Consider the following 21668-nt stretch of genomic DNA (forward strand, 5'->3'; position numbering starts at 1 on the left):
GGGGGAGGGTCCTTTCCTCCCCCGCCCCCCCCCGGTGGGGGGGCCCGCGGGGCGGGGGGTGTTACGCCCGCCCCAGCCCCCCCCCCCCCCCCGCGGCCCCCCCCCCCCCGCCGCCCCCCGGCTGTCGGTGTGTCAGGGCATGGCCGTCCGGGTCAGGACGGGGCGTTCTCCAGGTCGTCGATCACCAGGTCGGGCAGCCGCAGCTGGTACTCCACGGGGATGGTGGAGCCGTCCGCCCACCGCTCGGTGAGCAGCACGGTGGTGTGGCCGGCGCCGCTGCCGCCCTGGGCGAGGGTCCAGCTCGCCGGGACGTTCTGGGCCCGGAACACCGGGTCGGCGTCGTACTCGGCCGCCCACTGGTCGAGGCGGTCGTTCAGGTCCTTGGTCAGGTACTTCAGCCGGACCATGCGGGCCGCCTCGGGCGCGCCGTGCAGGATCGCGTTGCGGTAGTCGGTGAAGAACCGGTTGACCCGGTCCTCGGCGGCGGTCAGCAGCACGCCCGGCTGCGAGGACGGCCAGGCCTGTGTGGTGAGCGGGGAGTCGGGTCGGGTGGCGGCGAACGCCGCCGGGCCGGGGGCCAGCGGGCCGGCCAGGGACAGGGTGAGGACCGCCGCGGCGGCGGTGCGGAATCGAATCATGGCGACGAGTCTGCGAGCGGCCCCGGGCCCTTCGGACACGGCGCGCTGGTGCGGTGCGGGAGTCGGCACGGACGGTTGCGCTCCGGTCGGGTCAGCGCGGTGTTCAGCGCCGGTGGTGACCCAGCGCGGCCCGCAGGCGCGGGTCCTGGACGGCCTCGGGGCCGCGGATCGCGACCGCGGTGAGCAGGTCGTCGGCGGTGCGGGCCCGGCAGATGTGCGGCCGGCGCAGGGTGCGCAGCAGGTGCTGCCCGGCAGGGGCCGCCCACGCGGTGTAGGCGTGCACGTCGACCCGGGCCATCAGCAGGGTGCCGCCGGTCAGCACCAGCGGCAGCGAGTACCAGGCGACGGCGGTCCTGGCCGCCTCCCCGTCGGAGGTCAGCACCACCGTGAGCAGCAGCATCGCGACCGCCGTGAGCAGCGCGCACCGCACGTGCCCGACCGCCTGCCGGGCGCGCTCGCGGACCACGGCCGGGGTGGCCAGGCCGGCCAGCGCCAGCCGGTCGCCGATGTCGCGGACGGTCGGGTGGGCGGCCAGCGCGGCCTTCAACTGGGCGGTGCGGCACTGGCCTTCGGGCCCGATCGCGGCGATCAGCGCCCGTTCCAGGCGGCTGCGGCCCTGCGGATCGACCACCGTCGTCCAGCCGGTGTGCGCGAGGTGCAGCCGGCCGAGGCCCGCCATCCGCACCAGCGCCAGCTCGGCCACCCGGGCCGGGCCGCCCGCCAGGTACGCGGTCTCGTACAGGCCGACGCCCGGGACGCGGTCGGCGGCCGGCAGGTGCTCGGTGAGGGCGTCGGCGACCGAGGCGACCCGGACCAGGCGCAGACAGCTCAGCACGGCGGCGGCACAGGTCGGGATCAGCAGCAGCACCCACATGGTGTTTGTTCTAGTCCGGTGTGCGCGGCAAGCGGAATGGATCCACCTGCCGCGATACCGAACTGTGACACGGCGTCGGCTCAGGAACCGCAGCCCCCGCCGCCACCGCAGCTGGAGCCGGACGAGCCGCAGGAGCTCGACGAACCGCAGGAGTGCGAGTGCCCGCCGCCGCACGAGTGCCCACCGGAGTGGCCGCCGGAGTGCCCGCCGGAGTGGCCGTCGGAACCGCCCGAGTGACCGCCGGAGTGCCCGCCCGAGCCGCCGGAGTGGCCGGAGCCGCCGGAGCCGCCGGAGTGGCCGGAGGACGAGCCGCACGCGTAGGTGACGGCCCCGCACCACGCGTTGCCCACCGACGCCGTCCCGCCGGCCGGTTCGTTGCCCGACCCGGTGGAGCGGCGGCCCGCCTTCGTCAGCCGGACCGGCCAGGCGACGGCGCCGCCGAACGCCTCGCGCAGCAGGTGCTCCTCGTCCGTCAGCGCGGCGGCCCCGCCCAGGGCGAACGCGCCGACCACGGCGGCGTGCTCCCCGGCCACCTCGCGCGGACGCCACGGGCTGCTGCCGCGCACCAGTTGCAGCTGGCGCTGCCCGGCGGGCGTGATCGGCTCCCGCGGCGGCCGTCCGACCATCAGGTACAGCCCGCCGACCAGGGCCAGCGCCGCGAACGCGAAGACCGGCGGGGTGCTCTCGTTCGGGTTCGGCCCGGACAGCCACTCGGCGGTGGCGTACGTGCCGAGCACCAGGGTGGCCAGCAGCGCGAACGCCACCAGCCGGCGGGCCCGCCAGGCCGCCTCGATCGCGGCGGGCCGGCGCAGCAGGCCGCGGGCGGCCAGCGGCTCGCCGATCCGCTGCACGTCGGGGCTGCCCACCACGGAGGTGCGCAGCACGGACAGGTCCCGGCCGGTGCGGCCGCCGACCGCCGTGATCAGCACGGCCTCGACGGCGTCGCGCGGCTCGCTGTCGGTGACCGTCACCCGGTGGGCCCGGGAGATCACCGCCCGGCCCTCGCGCTCCATCCGGACCAGCGCGGTGTCCACCGCGCGGGCCGGGCCGCCGGCCAGGTACGCGGCCTCCAGCAGCGACATGCCGCGTCCGGGCAGGCCGCTGGGCTCGGTGACGCGGCGGCAGCGCCGGTCGAAGACGGCGGCGACGACCATGGCCAGGGCGACCAGGACCAGCGCCACCACGAACTCGATGTTCCACATTCCCCCGTACGTCCTTTCGTGCTGTCGTGCGGTGCGGTTCCTACAGGTGCGCCGGGCGCGAGCGGCGCGGCAGCAGCCGGCCCCAGCGGCGGGCGGCCGGGTGGAGCAGGCGGTGCAGCGCGGAGTGCCACGGTGCGGTGGGAGCGGCGTCCAGGGCCCACTCGGCGAAGGCGCGGGCGTCGGCCCGGTAGCCGCCGGTGAGCGGCCGGCCGGCGGCGTAGCGGCGGAACAGCGGCGCGAAGTCCGCGCCGAGCAGGTCGGGCAGTTCGGGCATCAGGTGGCCGACGGTCTCGCGGCGCTTGGCGAGCAGGCCCTCGGCCTGGGTGCGCAGCTGCGCCGGGTCGAAGCCCGCGGGGGCGGGGCCGCCGGCCACCAGGGCGGTCAGCAGTTCCTCCTGGCGGGCCGCCAATCGGCGGCGGGACAGCGCGAGTTCGGCGTCGGCGCGGTCACGGATCAGATATTCGTCCCGTTCGGACACGGTCGGGCTCCTTCCGGTGGTCGCGGGCCGTGCGGTGGACCCGGCGAATGGCGTCGAGTTCGGCGGAGAGTTCGGCGGGCGGCGGGTAGGCGCCGTCCCGTTCCAGCAGCACCCCGGGCGGGTCGGTGCGTTCGCACAGTGCGGCGAGCACCTCCAGCACAGGGGCGGTGACGGGATGGGTGTGGGTGTCGTGCCAGACGCCGTCGCGCTCCACCCCGCCCGCGACGTGCACGTAGGCGAGCGCCTCCAGCGGCAGCCGGTCGAGCTCGGCGGCCGGGTCGACGCCCAGGTTGACCCGGTTGGTGTGCAGGTTGGCGACGTCCACCAGCAGGTGCACGCCGGTCTGTTCGACCAGCTCGGCGAGGAATTGCGCCTCCGTCAACTCCTCGTCGGGCCAAGCCAGTTGGGCGGCGATGTTCTCCAGCGCCAGCGGCACCGGCAGCTCGCGCTGGGCGATCCGCACATTGGCCGCCACCACCCGCAGCGCCTCCCGGGTGCGCGGCACCGGCAGCAGGTGACCCGCCTCCAGGCCGCCCGCCCGGACGAACGCCATATGCTCGCTGACCAGCGGCGAACCCAGCGCCTGGGCGACCGCCGCCAGCCGGGCCAACCGCCCCCGGTCCGGCTCGGCGGCGTCGCCGAGACCCAGCGAGACCCCGTGCGGGACGACCGTCACGCCCCGCGCCCGCAACGCCTCCAGCGACGGCGGCAGATGGTCGGCGCAGACGTTCTCGGCGACCACCTCCACCCAGTCCAGCCCGGGCATCCGCTCCACGGCGGTGTCGATCTCGGGGCGCCAGCCGAGCCCCGTGCCCAGCTGCGGAATTCCGTACGAAGACATGCCCCACCCCTTCCCACCGGGCTTTTCGACCGCCCCGACTTCTCCCTGCCGAGGGTGTATCCGGGCGGGGCCGGTGCCAAGCCGGACACCGGAAACTCAGAGCTGAACTTGAGCTTTCCCGGGCACTGAACATCCCGGCCCGCAGGTGGGGGGAAATTCAGCAGCGCGCAGGCGAACGACTGACTAACGTGACATGCCTATGACTTCGATGCCGTACCACCTCCGCCCGTTCGCACCCGAGGACGCCGCCGGGGCCACCGAGGCCTACCGGGCCGGCCGGCCGCACCTGGTCGTCACGCCCGAAGTGACCAACTGGCTCACCCGCCTCCCGCACTACCACCTGCTGGTCGCCGAACGGGCCGGCCAGGTGGTCGGCTCCGCGAGATTCGGCCCGGTCACCGAGAGCACCACCCCGCACCAGGGCTTCCTCAACGTCAGCGTGCAGCCCGAACACCGGGGCGTCGGCATCGGCACCGCACTGCTCACTGCCGCCGAACGCGAACTCGCCGCGATGGACGTCCGCGACGTCCACGGCTGGGCCGACGGCACCCCCGCCGCGCTCGGCTTCGCCGCCGCCCGCGGCTACCACCGGGGCCGGCGCGCCCAGTTCGCCGGCCTCGACCTGACGGCGCCGCTGCCCACACTGCCGCCCACCCCGGCCGGCGTCGAACTGCGGCCCGCCGCGGACTTCCTGGACGACCCGTACCCGATCTACCTGGTCGACATCGACGGGACGCGCTCCGAACCCGGCGACCTGACGATGGACGACCAGCCCTACGAGAGCTGGCTCGCGGAGATCTGGCAGCGCCCCGACCAGGACCACACGCTCACCATGGTCGCCCTGGACGGCGGCGAGGCGGTCGCCTTCTCGGCGGCCCAGACGGACGGCCGCAACTACTGGTCGGCCTTCACGGCGACCCGCTCCACCCACCGCGGCCGAGGACTCGCGAAGCTCGCCAAGGCGCACTCCCTGCACCGCGCGCAGGCCCGCGGGCTGGCGGCGGCGTACACCCACAACGACGGGGAGAACGCGGCGATGCTCGCCATCAACGAGTGGTTCGGGTACCGGGTGTGCGCGGAGGAGTGGAAGCACACGCGCACGCTCTGACGGGCGGGCGCGCAACGCTAAGAGGCGCGAAACGCGACAGGGCGCACAACGCAGGCGGGCGCACAACCGGGGGCGCGGGGAGACTCGCGCGAGCGGGTGGGCGTGAAAACAGGGGCGCGGGGAACTGCGCGACGAGCGCAAGTCACGTCCGTAAGGTCGCGATCACGTGCAGGTCATTGTCCTGCGTCGCGATCTTGCGGTTGGGTGCCTTCCGCTTCGCGCAGTTCCCCGCGCCCCTGGTTGTGCTCTCCCTGGTTGTGCGGCCTCTGGTTGTGTAGCCCCTGCCCGCCTGCTACTCCACGTCCACGCCGTGATCGCGGGCCAGCCCCGCCAGCCCGTCCGACCAGCCCTGGCCGACGGCGCGGAGTTTCCAGCCGTCGGCGGGGTGGCGGTAGAGCTCGGCGACGAGCATCGCGGAGATGGCCGGGTCGGTCGGTGGGCGGAAGAGCCAGCGGGTGGGGCCGGCGGTGAGTTCCACGGTGGGGTCGATCAGGTCGGCGCAGGTGGCGTCGCTCTCCGCGTCCAGGTTGACCGAGATGGCCACCCGGTGGACGGCGGCCGGGAGCCGGCCGGTGCGGACCAGCGCGCTGCCGTCGCCGGGCTCCAGGGTGACGGCCCCGTCGGCGGCGGTCGGCTGATGGTAGAAGACGAAGTCCTCGTCGGCCCGGACCTTGCCGTCGGCAGTGAGCAGCAGCAGCGTCAGGTCGGCGTCCGCGCCGTCGGACCGGAAGCGCACCCGCACCTCGTCGGCGGCCAGCACCGCGTTCTGGCCGGGCGTCAACTCCGTTGCGGGAAGGGCGTCTTCGGTCCGCTGGGCGGGTACGGCACCCGGCCCGAGGCGGCCCGGGAGGCCGTGTTCGCGGAGTAGGGTGACCAGCATCGGCCCGTCCACCAGGGTGAGCGGCTGGCCCTCGGCGTGCTTGCGGGAGCCCGGGCCGAAGCCCGAGGTGGTCACCAGGATGCCGCGGTTGGCGCCCTGGCGGCGCATGGTGGACTCCAGGTCGCGGACGGCGCTGGGGGAGACGGTGTGCCGGTACCGCTTGGCCTGGATGACGATCTTTCCGCCGGTGATCGGGTCCGGGTCCTCGGCGAGCACGTCCACGCCCTCGTCGCCGCTGCGCGCCGTGGTGCTGGTGCGGAAGCCGCGGCGCCGGAACAGTTCGGCGATCAGCTTCTCGAACTCGATCGGGTCCATCGCGAACAGGTCCGGCTCCTCGCCGTCCCCGGCCGAGGTCGCGGCGGCCGGGATCGCGGCCACCGTGTCGGCCTTCTCGGGACGGGCGGACAGCCGTCCGCCGAGCGCGTCCAGCAGGCAGTCCAGCGGGGCGACCCGGTCCAGCGCCAGCCCGGCGAAGGTCGCCCGGTCCACCTCCACCGCCAGCAGGCAGCGGTCGCCCTCCTGGCCGGTCGCCGGGTCCGGGGCGACCACCACGCCGTTCAGACCGACGGTGGCGATCAGCCCGTCGGGGTCGGCCCGGAAGACCTCCGCCAGGACGCGCAGCGCGCACTGCGCCAGCACCTCGCGGTAGACCTCCTTGCGCTGGGTGGCCGGCCGGGCCACCTCGTCCTCCCGGTCGTCGGAGCGGACGTAGCGGTAGCGGCCGACCGTCGGCACCACGTCGAACGACGGCAGCTCCCAGCGCACCACCAGCCGGCGGGCGTCCGCGTCCCAGGAGGTCTCGCCGTCGGTGGGGAAGCCGTCCGGCCAGTCCTCCCGCCAGTCGATCACCGCCTCGAAGTACTCGGCGACCGCCGCGGCCTCGCCCGCCCGCAGCCGCTCCGCGAGCCGCCCCGCCTGCGTGCTCTGCCCGGCCAGCAGCCGGTGCCGCTCCGCCGCCCACGCGTCGTACTGGGCGCGGTAGTCGGCGAGTTGGCGCTGCCGCTGCTGCTCGGCCGCCCACGCCGCCTGCCAGTCGTACTCGAACCTGGCGCGGGCGTGCGCGGACTGCTCGTCCCACTGGCGGCGCGCCGCCGGGTTGTACGCCTGCGGGCCCGTCAACGGCGGCACCAGGTACCAGTTCTGATCGGGCATCGGCACCGGGACGCCCAACGGACCCGGGTCGAACGGCGGGATCGCGCCCTGCCCGCCCCGGCTCTGCTCCGCCAGCGAGAACCCCGGACCGGCCAGCCCCGCCGCCAGTACGCCGCGCAACTCGGCGATCCGCTCGTCCAGTTCGGCCGTCCGACGGGCCGCGTCCGCCTCCCGCTGCTGCTGGTACGCCTTCAGCGCCTCGCGCTCACCGCGCGCCGCCGCCCGCTGCGCCTCGCGTTGCGCCCGCTCGTGGTCCCGCTGCTGCGCGGCCGCCGCTTTCCGCTGCGCCTCCGCGCGTTGGTGCTGCGCGCGCTGCGCCTCCGCCAGTACCGACCACACCCCGGAAGACCGCCGCCGCGCCACGCCCGCCCCACCCACGTTCCAGACCGATCAAGGGAGTTCAGTCTTCCACGGGGGCGGGCGTCGGCGCGCGGGGTGGCGGCTACTCGGCGGGCTTCAGGCGCAGCGAGATCGAGTTGATGCAGTACCGCTGGTCGGTGGGCGTGTCGTAGCCCTCGCCCTCGAAGACGTGCCCGAGGTGGCTGCCGCACTTCTTGCAGCGCACCTCGACCCGGCGCATGCCGAGCGTGGTGTCCTCCAGGTACTCCACCGAGTCGCCGGCCAGCGGCGCGTAGTACGACGGCCAGCCGCAGTGCGACTCGAACTTCGTCTCGCTGCTGAACAGTTCCGCCCCGCACGCCCGGCAGCTGTACACGCCGACCGTCCTGGTGTCGGTGTACTCGCCGACGTACGGGCGCTCGGTGCCGGCCTCGCGGAGCACGTGGTACTCCTCGGGGGTCAGCTCGGCGCGCCACTCGGCGTCGGACTTCTGGACCTCGTAGCTCACGGCACTCTCCCGGGGCTCGCCGTTCGACTCAGACAGCAGGTGCAACGTCCGCCAGGGCGGCCAGAATTTCCGGGCCCAGGTTGGTGACGTCGCCCGCGCCCATGGTCAGCACCAGGTCGCCGGGGGCGGCCAGGGCGGCCAGCACGGCGGGCGCGGCGGCGAACTCGTGCTCGGCGCGGACGTCCGCGCCGGCCCGGCGGGCCGCGTCGATGATCAGTTCGGCGGTGACGCCGGGGATCGGGTCCTCGCGGGCCGGGTAGATGTCCAGCACCACCGAGGCGTCGGCCAGCGCCAGCGCCCCGCCCATCTCCTCGGCGAGCTGCTGGGTGCGGGAGAACAGGTGCGGCTGGAACACCACCAGCACCCGGCCCGCGCCCGCGGCCTCACGGATCGCCTCCAGGTCGGCGGCCATCTCGGTCGGGTGGTGCGCGTAGGAGTCGATCACCTGCACGCCGCGGGCCTCGCCCTTCAGCTGCAGCCGCCGCTTCACGCCGGTGTACGCGCCCAGCGCCTTCGCCAGCCCGTCCGCCGGAACGCCCAGCGCGACGCCCGCGGCCAGCGCCGCCACCGCGTTGTGCGCGTAGTGCCGGCCCGGCACCGAGACGGTGAACGTCAGCCGCTCGCCGCCCAGTTCGACCGTCACCTCGCTGGTCATGCCGCGCGCCGCCACCGACAGCACCCGCACGTCCGCGTCCTCGGCCGCGCCGACCGTCACCACGTTCAGGCCCGCGCGCCCGGCCACCCGGCGGGTCAGCTCACGGGCGCCCTCGTGGTCGGCCGACACCACCAGGGTGCCGCCGGGGACGATCCGGCCGACGAAGGTCTCGAAGGACTCGTAGATCTCCTCCATCGACGCGTAGTTGGCGTGGTGGTCCAGCTCCACGTTCAGCACGATCGCCACCTCGGGCGCGTACTTGTGGAAGCTGCGGTCGCTCTCGTCCGCCTCCGCGACGAAGATCTCGCCCGCGCCGTGGTGCGCGTTCGACCCCGGCAGGTCCAGGTCGCCGCCGATCGCGTAGGAGGGCTCCAGGCCCAGCTCGGCGAGGCTGACCGCCAGCATCGAGGTGGTGGTGGTCTTGCCGTGGGTGCCCGCCACCGCGAGCGCCCGACGGCCGCCCATCAGCGCCGCCAGCGCGTCCGAGCGGTGCACCACCGGGACGCCGCGCTCGCGCGCCGCGACCAGCTCCGGGTTGTCGGCGCGGATCGCGCTGGAGACCACCACGCTGCTGGTCCCGGCCGGCAGGTGCTCGGCGGCGTGGCCGACGAACACCGTCGCCCCCAGCTCGCGCAGCGCCCGCACGGTGTCCGACTCCTTGGCGTCACTGCCCGAGACGGTGGCGCCGCGCACCGCGAGGATCTTCGCCAGGCCGGACATGCCGGCGCCGCCGATGCCGATGAAGTGCGGGGCGTGCAGGTCGTGCGCGGCGTCGTTCAAGGCTGGCTCCGTACTGGCGAGGAATGAGTCGTCCCGTGCGCTATGCAGCTAGCACGACGCACGGGACGATTCTGCCCTAGTCGGGAGGGCGGTCAGGAGTCGCTCGCGAACAGCTTGAGCACCGGGACGCCGACCTCGTGCCGGGCGCGGGAGGCCCAGTCCCGGTGGAAGAACTCCTCGACGAAGTGCGGCGAGGTCAGCACCAGCACCTCGTCGGCCCGGAACTCCTCCACCACCTCGCGCAGGCGCACCAGCGGCTGCTGCTCCACCACCTCGCCCACCGCCTCCGCGCCGGAGTGGCGCAGGTGCCGCAGGCTGTGCTCCAGGGACTCCCCGGCGAGGGTCGGCCCCTCCTCGTCGGACTCGTCGTGCTCGTGCACCGCCCGGTCGAGATGGCCGAGGGCCACATCGTCCAGGGCGCGCAGCAGTTCGTCCTGCTTGCCGCGCGGTTGCATCAGGACGACGAAGGACACCTGTTCGTCGCCGTGGAGAGTGGTGACCAGTTCCACGTCGGCGTCCGAGAGTGCCTTCTCGATCATCAGTACGGTCTTGAACACGCGAGTCCCTTCGGTGGTTCGGGCCCCCGGGTCCGGTTCCACATCCCCTCCTTCATAGTGCCCGGAGGAAGGATTCCTCACGCTGCACACGCGCCACACAGAGCACGTGGTCCACATCGGTCAGGAAGTGGCTCAGGTGAGGGCGGGGTCGCTCGGCGAGCGGTCCGGATCGGTCGACCGAAGATAGCGGGTGAAGAGGAAACCTTTCTCCTCGATCAAGGACACCAGCCGCATCCGCTGGACGTCCGCGATCTGCGGACCGTTCACGATCCTCGGTGAATCACCGCCCGTCACCAGCGGGGCCACCGAGAGGCACAGCTCGTCCAGCAGGCCGTCCGCCGCGAGCTGGCCGAGCAGGCGCGGGCCGCCCTCCGTGAGCTGCCGGCGCCAGCCACGCTCGGTGAGCGCCGCGACCGCCCGGGGCAGGTCCACCGCACCCGTGCCGGCCGTGATCACCTCGGCGACGGCGGCCACCCGGGCGAGCCGGTCGGCCGGGGCGTCGGAGGTGGTGATCACGACGGTCGGCACCAGCGGCTCGGTGAACAGCGGGGCCGACAGATCCAGCTCCAGGCTGCGCGAGACCACCGCGATCACCGGCGCCGGGAGCTGGCCCGCGGCCCGCCGCCGCTCGGCGAACTCCTTGCGCGCCCGCCCCGGCCGGTACCCCTCCGCCCGCACCGTCTCGGCACCCACCAGCACCACGTCGCACAGCGCGCGCAGCACGCCGAAGATCCGCTTGTCCGCTTCGCTGGACAGGCCGTCCGAGAGGCCGTCCAGCCGGGCCGCGCCGTCCAGCGAGGACACCATGTTCGCCCGCAGCCAGGCGGTCTCCGGATACGCGTACGCCTGGGCCAGCCACTCCAGGGTGCCGGGGGTGCCGGGGGTGTCGCCGATCAGTTGCTCCATGGCACCGAGTCTTCCAGGCCGGGCGGGCACCGACGGACGCGAAACCCGTGCGGGCGCGAAACCCGTGCGGACGCGAAGACCGTGCGGGGCGCGAAACCCGTGCGGGCGCGAAACCGGGGGCGCGGGGAACTGCGCGACAAGCGCCAACGGGTCCGTAAGGTCGCGAGCACGTGCAAGTCACTGTCCTGCGTCGCGATCTTTGCGGTGGGCTGCCTTCCGCTTCGCGCAGTTCCCCGCGCCCCTGGTCTCGCATCCCTCCCGCGCGCCCCCGGTTTCGCGCCCTCCTGGGTGTCCCCGTACGCTTGTTCTCCGTGTCTGCACCTGCCTCGGAGTCCGAAATCCGTACCGTGACAGCCCTCGCCTCTCGGCGGCCGGTGGTTCCGGCCGAGCGGCTGGTGGCCGAGATGGTGCCGCCGCCGCGGTTCGCCGGTGTGAGCTTCGGCAGTTACCTGCCGGATTCCTCGCAGCCGAGCCAGTACGAGGCCGTGCAGATCCTGGAGGGCTTCGCGGCGAGCCTGAACGCGGGTGCGGAGCCCGCCAGGCGCGGATGGTTCCGCAGGTCCGCGCCGGCGCCGAGCGGCCCGGCGGGGATCTACCTGGACGGCGGGTACGGCGTCGGGAAGACGCACCTGCTGGCGTCGCTGTGGCACGCGGTGCCGGGCCCGAAGGCGTTCGGCACGTTCGTCGAACTGACCAACCTGGTCGGCGCGTTGACGTTCCAGGGCGCGGTGCGCACGCTGAGCTCGCACCGGCTGCTGTGCATCGACGAGTTCGAGCTGGACGACCCGGGCGACACGGTGCTGGTCTCGACGCTGCTGAGCCGGCTGGTGGAGAACGGCGTCAAGCTCTGCGCGACGTCGAACACCCTGCCGGAGAAGCTCGGCGAGGGCCGCTTCGCGGCGGCGGACTTCATGCGCGAGATCCAGGGCCTGTCCGCGCATTTCCGCCCGGTGCGGATCGACGGCCAGGACTACCGCCACCGCGGTCTGCCGGCCGCGCCGCCGCCGTACACCGACGCCGAGGTGACCGCGCGGGCCGAGCAGACCCCGAACGCCTCGCTGGACGACTTCGACGGGCTGCTGGAGCACCTGAAGGAGGTGCACCCCAGCCGGTACGGCGCGCTGCTGGACGAGGTGGGCGCGGTGTTCCTGCGCGGGGTGCGGCAGGTGGACGACCAGGCGACGGCGCTGCGGCTGGTGGTGCTGGCGGACCGGATGTACGACCGGGAGCTGCCGATCACCGCGTCCGGCGTGCCGTTCGACCAGGTGTTCACCGAGGAGATGCTGCGCGGCGGCTACCGCAAGAAGTACCTGCGGGCGGTCTCCCGCCTGGTCGCGCTGGCCCGGGACTCCGCCAAGTAGCCGGGGCTCAGGCGTCCAGGACCACGCCGGGAAGCGGCCGGCCGGCGGCGTCGAACAGCGGCGTCCCGCAGTCGCAGTGCTCCCCGGCCAGGGTCTCGCCGGGCGGCAGCTGCCAGATCAGCGGCTCGGCGCAGCCGGGGCAGTCCAGGCAGACCAGGCCCGGTTCGGTGCCCCAGCGAAGCACCAGGGCGTCCTGGTGGGTCAGCGCGGGCGGTTCGCGGTCGTCGGTCCGGGCGACCAGCACGGTGTAGGAGTCGTCCCCGCGGTGCACCAGCAGGAGCGTGCAGCCGAGGCCGGCCAGCACCTCGGACAGGTGGTTCAGCTGGCGCACCGGGAGGTCGCCGCGCTCCAGCGCCGGGTCCTGCTCGGCCGCCCGGCGGACGGCCGTGTCGTCGACGCCCGCCGGGTCCGCCCCGAGGGCCCGCACCCGTTCGGCGACGAATGCCGCGAGCTGCCCGGGCGCGTCCTCACCGCTCCAGTCCATGGAGAACGCCACGCGGTCGACGTCGATCCCGCGGCTGCGCTCGTCGGGGGTCAGCACCAGTTCTTCCAGCTCTGTCATGCCGGGCACGGTAGCGGCCGCCGCCGACAGCCGGAGCGGTCCCGGTCTGTCAGTGGCCGGTCGTACCGTGGAGTGGTGCGTCCCATCACGAGTATTGAGCGGTCCGTGGCGCCCTTCGAGGTCGTCAGCCCCTACCAGCCCAATGGCGACCAGCCGGCGGCCATCGCCGAGCTGGAACGCCGCATCCGCGCGGGGGAGAAGGACGTCGTCCTGCTCGGCGCGACCGGCACCGGCAAGTCCGCCACCACCGCGTGGATGATCGAGAAGCTGCAGCGCCCCACCCTGGTGATGGCGCCGAACAAGACGCTGGCCGCGCAGCTGGCGAACGAGTTCCGCGAGCTGCTGCCGAACAACGCCGTCGAGTACTTCGTCTCGTACTACGACTACTACCAGCCCGAGGCGTACGTCCCGCAGACGGACACCTACATCGAGAAGGACTCCTCGATCAACGAGGAGGTCGAGCGGCTGCGCCACTCCGCCACCAACAGCCTGCTCACCCGGCGCGACGTCGTGGTGGTGGCGTCCGTGTCGTGCATCTACGGCCTCGGCACCCCGCAGGAGTACGTGGACCGGATGGTGCGGCTCAAGGTCGGCGAGGAGGTCGACCGGGACGCCCTGCTGCGCCGCTTCGTGGACATCCAGTACACCCGCAACGACCTGGCGTTCAGCCGCGGCACCTTCCGGGTCCGCGGCGACACCATCGAGATCTTCCCGGTCTACGAGGAACTCGCCGTCCGGATCGAGATGTTCGGCGACGAGATCGAGGCGCTGTACACGCTGCACCCGCTGACCGGCGAGGTGATCAGCCAGGACGAATCGGTGTACGTCTTCCCCGCCTCGCACTACGTGGCCGGCCCGGAGCGGATGGAGCGCGCGGTCCGCGACATCGAGACCGAGCTGGAGCAGACCCTGGCCCGGATGGAGAAGCAGGGCAAGCTGCTGGAGGCCCAGCGGCTGCGCATGCGCACCACGTACGACATCGAGATGCTGCGGCAGATCGGCACCTGCTCGGGCGTGGAGAACTACTCGATGCACTTCGACGGCCGGCAGCCCGGCTCGCCGCCGAACACCCTCCTCGACTACTTCCCCGAGGACTTCCTGCTGGTCATCGACGAGTCGCACGTCACCGTCCCGCAGATCGGCGCGATGTACGAGGGCGACGCCTCGCGCAAGCGCACGCTGGTCGAGCACGGGTTCCGGCTGCCCTCGGCGATGGACAACCGGCCGCTGAAGTGGGAGGAGTTCCAGGAGCGGATCGGCCAGACCGTCTACCTGTCGGCCACCCCCGGCAAGTACGAACTGGCGCGCGGCGACGGGCAGGTGGAGCAGATCATCCGCCCGACCGGCCTGATCGACCCCGAGGTGATCGTCAAGCCCACCGAGGGCCAGATCGACGACCTGGTGCACGAGATCCGGCAGCGGGTGGAGAAGGACGAACGCGTCCTGGTCACCACCCTCACCAAGAAGATGGCCGAGGACCTCACCGACTACTTCCTCGGCCTGGACATCCGGGTCCGCTACCTGCACAGCGACGTCGACACGCTGCGCCGGATCGAGCTGCTGCGCGAGCTGCGGGCCGGCGAGTACGACGTGCTGGTCGGCATCAACCTGCTGCGCGAGGGCCTCGACCTGCCCGAGGTGTCGCTGGTGGCGATCCTGGACGCCGACAAGGAGGGCTTCCTGCGCTCCGGCACCTCGCTGATCCAGACCATCGGCCGCGCCGCGCGAAACGTCTCCGGCCAGGTGCACATGTACGCCGACAAGATCACCCCGGCGATGGAGCTGGCGATCTCCGAGACCAACCGCCGGCGCGCCGTCCAGCAGGCGTACAACGAGAAGCACGGCATCGACCCGCAGCCGCTGCGGAAGAAGATCGGCGACCTGCTCTCCACCATGGCCGGCGAGGACGTCGACACCGAGGAGCTGCTCGCCACCGGCTACCGCCAGCAGGGCAAGGGCAAGGCCCCGGTGCCGTCGCTGGGCATCGACCGCAAGCCCGCCAAGAGCCTGCCCGCGGCCGAACTCGCCCAGCTGATCCAGGACATGACGGACCGGATGCACACCGCCGCCGCCGAGCTGCAGTTCGAGGTGGCGGCCCGGCTGCGCGACGAGGTCAAGGAGCTCAAGCGCGAGCTGCGCCAGATGCGCGAGGCCGGCATGGCCTGATCCGGGCGGTCCGAAACGGCCGTCATGTCGTAGTTCTGCCACAGTCTCGACCGTCCCGGACCGGGGCGGCGGGGCGGCGGCGTAGGGTGGTGCGCGACCGGCTCGGGGCCCGGACGCTCCTGTCACGGCCGGTCGTGCGCGAGAGGCCGGGGTCAGCCCGGAGGAATGGGGTGGTCGGCGTGTCGGTGAGCCTGGCGAAGGGGCAGAGCGTCAGCCTGGCGAAGTCCAGTGGCGAGACGCTGAGCGTGGTGCGGATGGGCCTCGGCTGGAAGTCCGCCCCGGGCAAGCGCGGCTTCTTCAGCCGCCGCCCGAAGGAGATCGACCTGGACGCCTCCGCCCTGCTGTACGACGGCAGGGCGATGAGCGACGTGGTGTTCTTCTCGCACCTGGTCAGCAACGACGGTTCGGTGCAGCACACCGGCGACAACCTGGTCGGCGGCGTCGGCGGCGAGGACGACGAGAGCATCCTGGTCGACCTGACCAAGGTGCCGGCCCGGGTCACCCAGATCGTGTTCACCGTCAGCTCGTACAGCGGCCAGAACTTCCTGGAGGTGCAGAACGCGCACTGCCGGCTGGTCGACGAGACCACCAACACCGAGCTGGCCCGCTACGAGCTCACCGGCGGCGGCACCCACACCGGGCAGATCATGGCCAAGGTCGAGCGGGACGGCGCGGGCTGGAAGATGACCGCGATCGGCGCCCCCGCCACCGGCCGCACCTTCCGGGACATGCTGCCGCACATCGAGCCCTTCCTGTAGGCCGTCCAGGGCAGCCCTTTACCTTCTTTACCTTCCCTTGGTGTTCCTGTTACTCTCGACGGGAGCGGAGGGGAGTATTCCCCGTTCAGTGACCCCGTCATCACGGCTGCCCGTCGCGGCATCCCGGGGCGCTGGCCGCGCGGCGCCCGCCGATGGGCGTGCCGCGCGGTGGAAGAGACCTCCGGCAGTGACGATGTTCGCCTAGCTGCCGGAGGAGCAGTCATGGACGTTTCCGCAGGCCTGTGGGCCGGCACCATCGCGGTGCTGGCCCTGTTGATCATGGCCGATTTCTTCATCGGCGGTCGCAAGCCGCACGAGGTCTCCCTCAAGGAGGCCGGGATCTGGACGGCGGTCTGGGTCGTGCTGGCGGTGCTGTTCGGCGGTTTCCTGTGGTGGTACGGCGGCGGTGAACCGGCCGGCGAGTTCTTCGCGGGCTACATCACCGAGAAGTCGCTCAGCGTGGACAACCTGTTCGTGTTCATCCTGATCATGGGCAAGTTCGCGGTGCCGAAGATCTACCAGCAGCGGGTGCTGATGTTCGGTGTGATCATCGCCCTGGTGCTGCGGGCGGTGTTCATCGCCGGCGGCGCGGCGCTGGTCTCCAGTTTCTCCTGGGTGTTCTTCATCTTCGGCGGTTTCCTGATCTGGACGGCCTGGAAGCTGCTCAAGGAGGCGCGCGCCGAGGAGGAGGGCGAGGAGGACTTCGAGGAGAACCGCCTGCTCAAGTCCATCCAGAAGCGCGTCCCGTCCACCGGCGAGTACCACGGCACCAAGCTGTTCATCCGGGAGAACGGCCGCCGGCTGGTGACCCCGATGCTGATCGTGATGATCGCGATCGGCACCACCGACGTGCTGTTCGCGCTGGACTCGATCCCCGCCATCTTCGGTCTCACCCAGGATCCGTACATCGTCTTCACCGCCAACGCCTTCGCGCTGATGGGCCTGCGGCAGCTGTACTTCCTGATCGGCGGCCTGCTGAAGAAGCTGGTCCACCTGTCCTACGGCCTGTCGGTGATCCTCGGCTTCATCGGCGTGAAGCTGGTGCTGCACGCCCTGCACGAGGCCGGCGCGCACGTCCCGGAGATCAGCATCCCGGTGTCGCTGGGCTTCATCCTGGTCACCCTGGTGGTCACCACCATCACCAGCCTGATCGCCGCCCGCAAGCAGGACGACGACTCCGGCCGGCCGGAGAAGATCGACGCCTGACGCCGACGGTAGACGCAAGGAGGGCCCCCGCCTCGGCGGGGGCCCTCGGTCGTGCGGTTCACCAGCCGCGTTCGCGCCACTCCGGCAGGTGCGGGCGCTCGGCGCCCAGCGTGGTGTCGCCGCCGTGGCCGGGGTAGACCCAGGTCTCGTCCGGGAGGGCGTCGAAGATCTTCTCGTTGACGTCCCGGAACAGCGACTCGAAGGCGGCCGGGTCGCCCCAGGTGTTGCCCACCCCGCCGGGGAACAGGCAGTCGCCGGTGAACAGGTGCGGGTGGCCCTGCGGGTCGTCGTAGACCAGCACGATCGCGCCGGGGGTGTGTCCCACCAGGTGGCGGACGGTCAGCCGGATCTGCCCGACCCGGAGCACCGAGCCGTCCTCCAGGGCGACGTCGGTGGGCACCTCGATGCCCTCCGCGTCGATCCGCCCGGCGGCGGTGCGCGCCCCGGTGGCGGCGACCACCTCGGCCAGCGCGCCCCAGTGGTCGCGGTGCCGGTGGGTGGTGACCACCATGGCCAGCCGGTTGCCGACGGTCTCCAGCAGCACCGGGGCGTCGGCGGCCGCGTCGATCAGCAGCTGCTCGTCGGTGGCCCGGCAGCGCAGCAGGTAGGCGTTGTTGTCGTACGGCCCGACCGCCACCTTGGTGATGATCAGATGGGCCAGCTCCCGGACGTCCGGCGCACCGCCGACCTTGACCGTTCCGTGGTACGTCATCACGCGCTCCTCGCTGCCGCTGGGGGTGTCCCGTCAACCGGCACCATCATCCCATCGGGGGCAGCTGGGGCAGGGCGGTGCGCGCGTCGACCAGGTGGCCGTCGCGGTGGACCTGCAGGCCGTCGCCGTCCGAACGCCCCGACAGCCAGCCGGTGAGCGCCCGCACCGGGCCCTCGACGGTCAGCTCCGGCTCGCCCGCGCCGCCGAGCCGGGCCTCCAGGCCGGTGTCCTCGGCGATCAGCCGGACCGCCGGGAGGCCGTCCTGGGCGCCGAAGTGGGTGCCCAGGCGGTGGAACTCGGCGATCGCGAACTGCTCCGACCAGTGCGCCGGGGTGTAGCCGGCGTTCAGGTCGACGTGGTGGTACTCCAGCTCGGCCAGCCGCTTGCCGGGCAGCTGCCAGGCCGGGAACGTGTAGCCGGAGCGGTGGGTGAGGACGGCCTGCCAGTGCTCGGGGGCGAGCAGCCGGGCGGCGTCCACGAAACGCTGCTGGCTGTCGCGGATGTCGGCCAGCTGCACGTCCAGCGGGCGGCCGGAGTCGGCCTCGATGCCGGCGTTGCGGGCCGCGGAGCTGGCGTACTGCGGGTCCTCGCGGCCGGTGCGGGCGTTGTTCAGCAGGATCACCAGCGAGTCGGCGTTGCGGGCGATGTGCGCCAGCACGTGGCCGCGGGTCCAGCCGGGCAGCGCGGACGGTTCGAACACCTCCTCGGGCTTCAGCTCGGCCAGCGTGTGCAGCAGGAGTTCGGTGCTCTCGACAGTGGCCTGCAGCTGTCCGGCTGCGGTGGTCGCGTCGCTCATCGGGCGGTGCCTTTCGACGGTCGGTGGAGCGGTTCCCACCGCCCCAGACCGTTGCCGGGGGCGGTTGTCAGTCGTTGACGCTACCGTCGGGCGAGGGTGCCGTTCACTCCTTTGGGTGGACCCTGCCGGACGGTTCGATATTCGAACAGATGAGCTAGTACGCTGGCGGGCGCATCCTGGAAGAAGCAGACCTCAGACATTTCGACCCGGAGAAAGGCGCCAGAAGCAGTGGCAGACCGCCTCGTCGTCCGCGGTGCACGCGAGCACAACCTCAAGAACGTCTCGCTCGACCTGCCCCGGGATTCCCTCATCGTCTTCACGGGCCTCTCCGGGTCCGGTAAGTCCTCGCTCGCCTTCGACACGATCTTCGCCGAGGGCCAGCGGCGCTACGTCGAGTCGCTGTCCTCGTACGCCCGTCAGTTCCTCGGGCAGATGGACAAGCCGGACGTCGACTTCATCGAGGGTCTCTCCCCGGCCGTCTCGATCGACCAGAAGTCCACCAGCCGCAACCCGCGCTCCACCGTCGGCACCATCACCGAGGTGTACGACTACCTGCGCCTGCTGTTCGCCCGCATCGGCAAGCCGCACTGCCCGCACTGCGGCCGCCCGATCGCCCGGCAGTCGCCGCAGGCGATCGTCGACAAGGTGCTGTCGCTGGAGGAGGGCACCCGGTTCCAGGTCCTCAGCCCGGTCGTCCGCGAGCGCAAGGGCGAGTTCGTCGACCTCTTCGCCGACCTGCAGTCCAAGGGCTACGCCCGGGCCCGGGTCGACGGGCAGACCGTCCAGCTGACCGAGCCGCCGACGCTCAAGAAGCAGGAGAAGCACACCATCGAGGTGGTGATCGACCGCCTCACCGTGAAGTCCAGTGCCAAGCGCCGCCTCACCGACTCGGTGGAGACGGCCCTCAAGCTGGCCGGCGGCATGGTGGTGCTCGACTTCGTCGACCTCGCCGAGGACGACCCCGAGCGCGAGAAGATGTTCTCGGAGCACCTCTACTGCCCCTACGACGACGTCTCCTTCGAGGAGTTGGAGCCGAGGTCGTTCTCCTTCAACTCCCCGTTCGGCGCCTGCCCCGACTGCTCGGGCCTGGGCAACCGGATGGAGGTCGACCCCGAACTGCTCGTCCCCGACGAGGAGAAGTCGCTCGACGAGGGCGCCATCCACCCGTGGTCGCAGGGCGCCACCAAGGAATACTTCCAGCGCCTGGTCAACGCGCTGGCCGGCGAGCTCGGCTTCCGCACCGACATCCCGTGGGCCGGGCTGCCCGCCCGCGCCCGCAAGGCCCTGCTGTACGGCCACAAGACCCAGGTCGAGGTCCGCTACCGCAACCGGTACGGCCGCGAGCGCTCCTACACCACCGCCTTCGAGGGCGCCGTCCCGTTCGTGACGCGGCGGCACTCCGAGTCCGAGAGCGACTCCAGCCGCGAGCGCTTCGAGGGCTACATGCGCGAGGTGCCCTGCCCGACCTGCAAGGGCACCCGGCTCAAGCCGGTCGTCCTCGCGGTCACCGTGATGGAAAAGTCCATCGCCGAGGTCTCCGCCATGTCGATCAGCGACTGCGCGGACTTCCTCGGCGCGCTGCGCCTCGACGCCCGCGACAAGAAGATCGCCGAGCGGGTCCTCAAGGAGGTCCTGGAGCGGCTGCGCTTCCTGGTCGACGTCGGCCTCGACTACCTGTCGCTGAACCGTGCCGCGGGCACCCTCTCCGGCGGCGAGGCCCAGCGCATCCGGCTCGCCACCCAGATCGGCTCCGGCCTGGTCGGCGTGCTCTACGTGCTGGACGAGCCGTCCATCGGCCTGCACCAGCGCGACAACCACCGCCTGATCGAGACCCTGGTCCGGCTGCGGGACATCGGCAACACCCTGATCGTCGTCGAGCACGACGAGGACACCATCAAGACCGCCGACTGGATCGTCGACATCGGCCCCGGCGCCGGCGAGCACGGCGGCAAGGTGGTGCACTCCGGCTCGCTCAAGGAGCTGCTGGAGAACGACGAGTCGCTCACCGGCCAGTACCTGTCCGGCAAGCGCGGCATCCCGATCCCGGCCGCCCGCCGCCCGCGCGACAAGAAGCGCCAGATCGTGGTGCACGGCGCCCGCGAGCACAACCTGCGGGACGTCACGGTCGCCTTCCCGCTGGGTACCTTCACGGCCGTCACGGGCGTCTCCGGCTCCGGCAAGTCCACGCTGGTCAACGACATCCTCTACTCGCACCTGGCCCGCGAGCTCAACGGCGCCCGCAGCGTCCCCGGCCGGCACACCCGGATCACCGGCACCGACCTGGTCGACAAGGTGGTGCACGTCGACCAGTCGCCGATCGGCCGCACCCCGCGCTCCAACCCGGCCACCTACACCGGCGTCTTCGACCACGTCCGGCGGCTGTTCGCGGAGACCCAGGAGGCCAAGGTCCGCGGCTACCTGCCCGGCCGGTTCTCGTTCAACGTCAAGGGCGGCCGCTGCGAGAACTGCTCCGGCGACGGCACCATCAAGATCGAGATGAACTTCCTGCCGGACGTCTACGTCCCCTGCGAGGTCTGCCACGGCGCCCGCTACAACCGGGAGACGCTGGAGGTCCACTACAAGGGCAGGTCCATCGCCGAGGTGCTCGACATGCCGATCGAGGAGGCCCTCGACTTCTTCGAGGCCGTCCCCGCGATCGCCCGCCACCTGCGCACCCTCAAGGAGGTCGGCCTCGGCTACGTCCGCCTCGGCCAGCCCGCCACCACCCTCTCCGGCGGCGAGGCCCAGCGCGTCAAGCTCTCCGCCGAACTCCAGAAGCGCTCCACCGGCCGCACGGTCTACGTCCTCGACGAGCCCACCACCGGCCTGCACTTCGAGGACATCAGCAAGCTGATCAAGGTCCTCGAAGGCCTGGTCGACAAGGGCAACACCGTCATCGTCATCGAGCACAACCTCGACGTCATCAAGACCGCCGACTGGCTCGTCGACATGGGCCCGGAGGGCGGCGCCGGCGGCGGCACCGTCGTCATCGAGGGCACCCCCGAGGAGGTCGCCGCCTCCACGGCCAGCCACACCGGCAAGTTCCTCCGCGACATCCTCCCGGGGGTCTCGGACGCCGCACCGGTCAAGCGCCGCAAGAAGTAGTACCGGCCGCCGACGCGGGCCGCCCGGAGAGCGCACCAGGCTCCCCGGGCGGCCCGCGTTGTGCGTGCTACGTTGCTGGCGCCC

The 21668-nt window shown here is 72.3% G+C and carries 19 protein-coding genes; 6 read left to right on the forward strand and 13 right to left on the reverse strand.

What is annotated here, in order from left to right; genetic code table 11:
* Positions 1-152 precede the first annotated feature (152 nt).
* From ACWEMJ_RS18940 to ACWEMJ_RS18960, 5 genes are all read right to left on the reverse strand, one after another.
* On the reverse strand, positions 153-638 hold the full coding sequence (locus tag ACWEMJ_RS18940) for a hypothetical protein (RefSeq protein WP_452138203.1): 486 nt from the start codon (positions 636-638) through the stop codon (positions 153-155).
* A gap of 103 nt (positions 639-741) precedes the next feature.
* Positions 742-1512: a TIGR04222 domain-containing membrane protein gene (locus tag ACWEMJ_RS18945; protein ID WP_452138204.1), complete on the reverse strand. Its 771-nt coding sequence runs from the start codon at positions 1510-1512 to the stop codon at positions 742-744.
* Between the two features lie 80 nt (positions 1513-1592).
* A complete protein-coding gene (locus tag ACWEMJ_RS18950) occupies positions 1593-2714 on the reverse strand; it encodes a TIGR04222 domain-containing membrane protein (protein ID WP_452138205.1) in 1122 nt (373 codons plus the stop codon).
* A gap of 40 nt (positions 2715-2754) precedes the next feature.
* Entirely contained in the window at positions 2755-3192 is a 438-nt protein-coding gene (locus tag ACWEMJ_RS18955; RefSeq protein WP_452138206.1) for a hypothetical protein, read from the reverse strand.
* Positions 3161-4033: a DUF692 domain-containing protein gene (locus ACWEMJ_RS18960; protein WP_452138207.1), complete on the reverse strand. Its 873-nt coding sequence runs from the start codon at positions 4031-4033 to the stop codon at positions 3161-3163. The genes ACWEMJ_RS18955 and ACWEMJ_RS18960 overlap by 32 nt, the downstream gene beginning before the upstream one ends.
* A gap of 199 nt (positions 4034-4232) precedes the next feature.
* Here ACWEMJ_RS18960 and ACWEMJ_RS18965 point away from each other — a divergent pair, with 199 nt between their 5' ends.
* On the forward strand, positions 4233-5141 hold the full coding sequence (locus ACWEMJ_RS18965; protein WP_452138208.1) for an N-acetyltransferase family protein: 909 nt from the start codon (positions 4233-4235) through the stop codon (positions 5139-5141).
* 292 nt (positions 5142-5433) lie between these two features.
* On the opposite strand, the gene ACWEMJ_RS18970 is transcribed toward ACWEMJ_RS18965, so the two are convergent.
* From ACWEMJ_RS18970 to ACWEMJ_RS18990, 5 genes are all read right to left on the reverse strand, one after another.
* Positions 5434-7512 carry a restriction endonuclease gene (locus tag ACWEMJ_RS18970; protein WP_452138209.1) on the reverse strand — a complete coding sequence of 693 codons (2079 nt, stop codon included), beginning with the start codon at positions 7510-7512 and terminating at the stop codon, positions 5434-5436.
* A gap of 103 nt (positions 7513-7615) precedes the next feature.
* Positions 7616-8020 (reverse strand): peptide-methionine (R)-S-oxide reductase MsrB, encoded by a 405-nt coding sequence (msrB, locus tag ACWEMJ_RS18975; protein ID WP_452138210.1) that lies wholly within the window; start codon positions 8018-8020, stop codon positions 7616-7618.
* 28 nt (positions 8021-8048) lie between these two features.
* Complete coding sequence (gene murC / locus ACWEMJ_RS18980) at positions 8049-9455, reverse strand: UDP-N-acetylmuramate--L-alanine ligase (protein ID WP_452138211.1); 1407 nt, start codon at positions 9453-9455, stop codon at positions 8049-8051.
* 92 nt (positions 9456-9547) lie between these two features.
* Positions 9548-10012 carry an indole-3-glycerol phosphate synthase gene (locus ACWEMJ_RS18985; RefSeq protein ID WP_452138212.1) on the reverse strand — a complete coding sequence of 155 codons (465 nt, stop codon included), beginning with the start codon at positions 10010-10012 and terminating at the stop codon, positions 9548-9550.
* 132 nt (positions 10013-10144) lie between these two features.
* Positions 10145-10918, reverse strand: coding sequence for a pyrimidine reductase family protein (locus ACWEMJ_RS18990; protein ID WP_452138213.1), 774 nt, complete (start codon positions 10916-10918; stop codon positions 10145-10147).
* Between the two features lie 347 nt (positions 10919-11265).
* Here ACWEMJ_RS18990 and zapE point away from each other — a divergent pair, with 347 nt between their 5' ends.
* Entirely contained in the window at positions 11266-12279 is a 1014-nt protein-coding gene (gene zapE, locus ACWEMJ_RS18995) for a cell division protein ZapE (RefSeq protein ID WP_452138214.1), read from the forward strand.
* A gap of 7 nt (positions 12280-12286) precedes the next feature.
* On the opposite strand, the gene ACWEMJ_RS19000 is transcribed toward zapE, so the two are convergent.
* Positions 12287-12841 carry a hypothetical protein gene (locus tag ACWEMJ_RS19000; protein WP_452138215.1) on the reverse strand — a complete coding sequence of 185 codons (555 nt, stop codon included), beginning with the start codon at positions 12839-12841 and terminating at the stop codon, positions 12287-12289.
* A gap of 75 nt (positions 12842-12916) precedes the next feature.
* On the opposite strand from ACWEMJ_RS19000, the gene uvrB reads away from it, so the two are divergent.
* The 3 genes from uvrB (at position 12917) to ACWEMJ_RS19015 (ending at position 16971) form a co-directional block, all read left to right on the forward strand.
* Positions 12917-15007 (forward strand): excinuclease ABC subunit UvrB, encoded by a 2091-nt coding sequence (gene uvrB / locus ACWEMJ_RS19005; protein WP_452138216.1) that lies wholly within the window; start codon positions 12917-12919, stop codon positions 15005-15007.
* Between the two features lie 179 nt (positions 15008-15186).
* On the forward strand, positions 15187-15765 hold the full coding sequence (locus ACWEMJ_RS19010; protein WP_452138217.1) for a TerD family protein: 579 nt from the start codon (positions 15187-15189) through the stop codon (positions 15763-15765).
* A gap of 222 nt (positions 15766-15987) precedes the next feature.
* Positions 15988-16971: a TerC family protein gene (locus tag ACWEMJ_RS19015; RefSeq protein ID WP_452138218.1), complete on the forward strand. Its 984-nt coding sequence runs from the start codon at positions 15988-15990 to the stop codon at positions 16969-16971.
* Positions 16972-17029: 58 nt separating this feature from the next.
* Here the strand turns inward: ACWEMJ_RS19015 and ACWEMJ_RS19020 are convergent, their stop codons facing one another.
* Complete coding sequence (locus tag ACWEMJ_RS19020; RefSeq protein WP_452138219.1) at positions 17030-17683, reverse strand: MBL fold metallo-hydrolase; 654 nt, start codon at positions 17681-17683, stop codon at positions 17030-17032.
* Between the two features lie 46 nt (positions 17684-17729).
* Positions 17730-18479: a maleylpyruvate isomerase family mycothiol-dependent enzyme gene (locus ACWEMJ_RS19025; RefSeq protein ID WP_452138220.1), complete on the reverse strand. Its 750-nt coding sequence runs from the start codon at positions 18477-18479 to the stop codon at positions 17730-17732.
* Between the two features lie 228 nt (positions 18480-18707).
* Here ACWEMJ_RS19025 and uvrA point away from each other — a divergent pair, with 228 nt between their 5' ends.
* Complete coding sequence (uvrA, locus tag ACWEMJ_RS19030) at positions 18708-21584, forward strand: excinuclease ABC subunit UvrA (RefSeq protein WP_452138221.1); 2877 nt, start codon at positions 18708-18710, stop codon at positions 21582-21584.
* Positions 21585-21668: the final 84 nt, after the last annotated feature.

The organism is Kitasatospora sp. NPDC004531 (assembly GCF_053602195.1).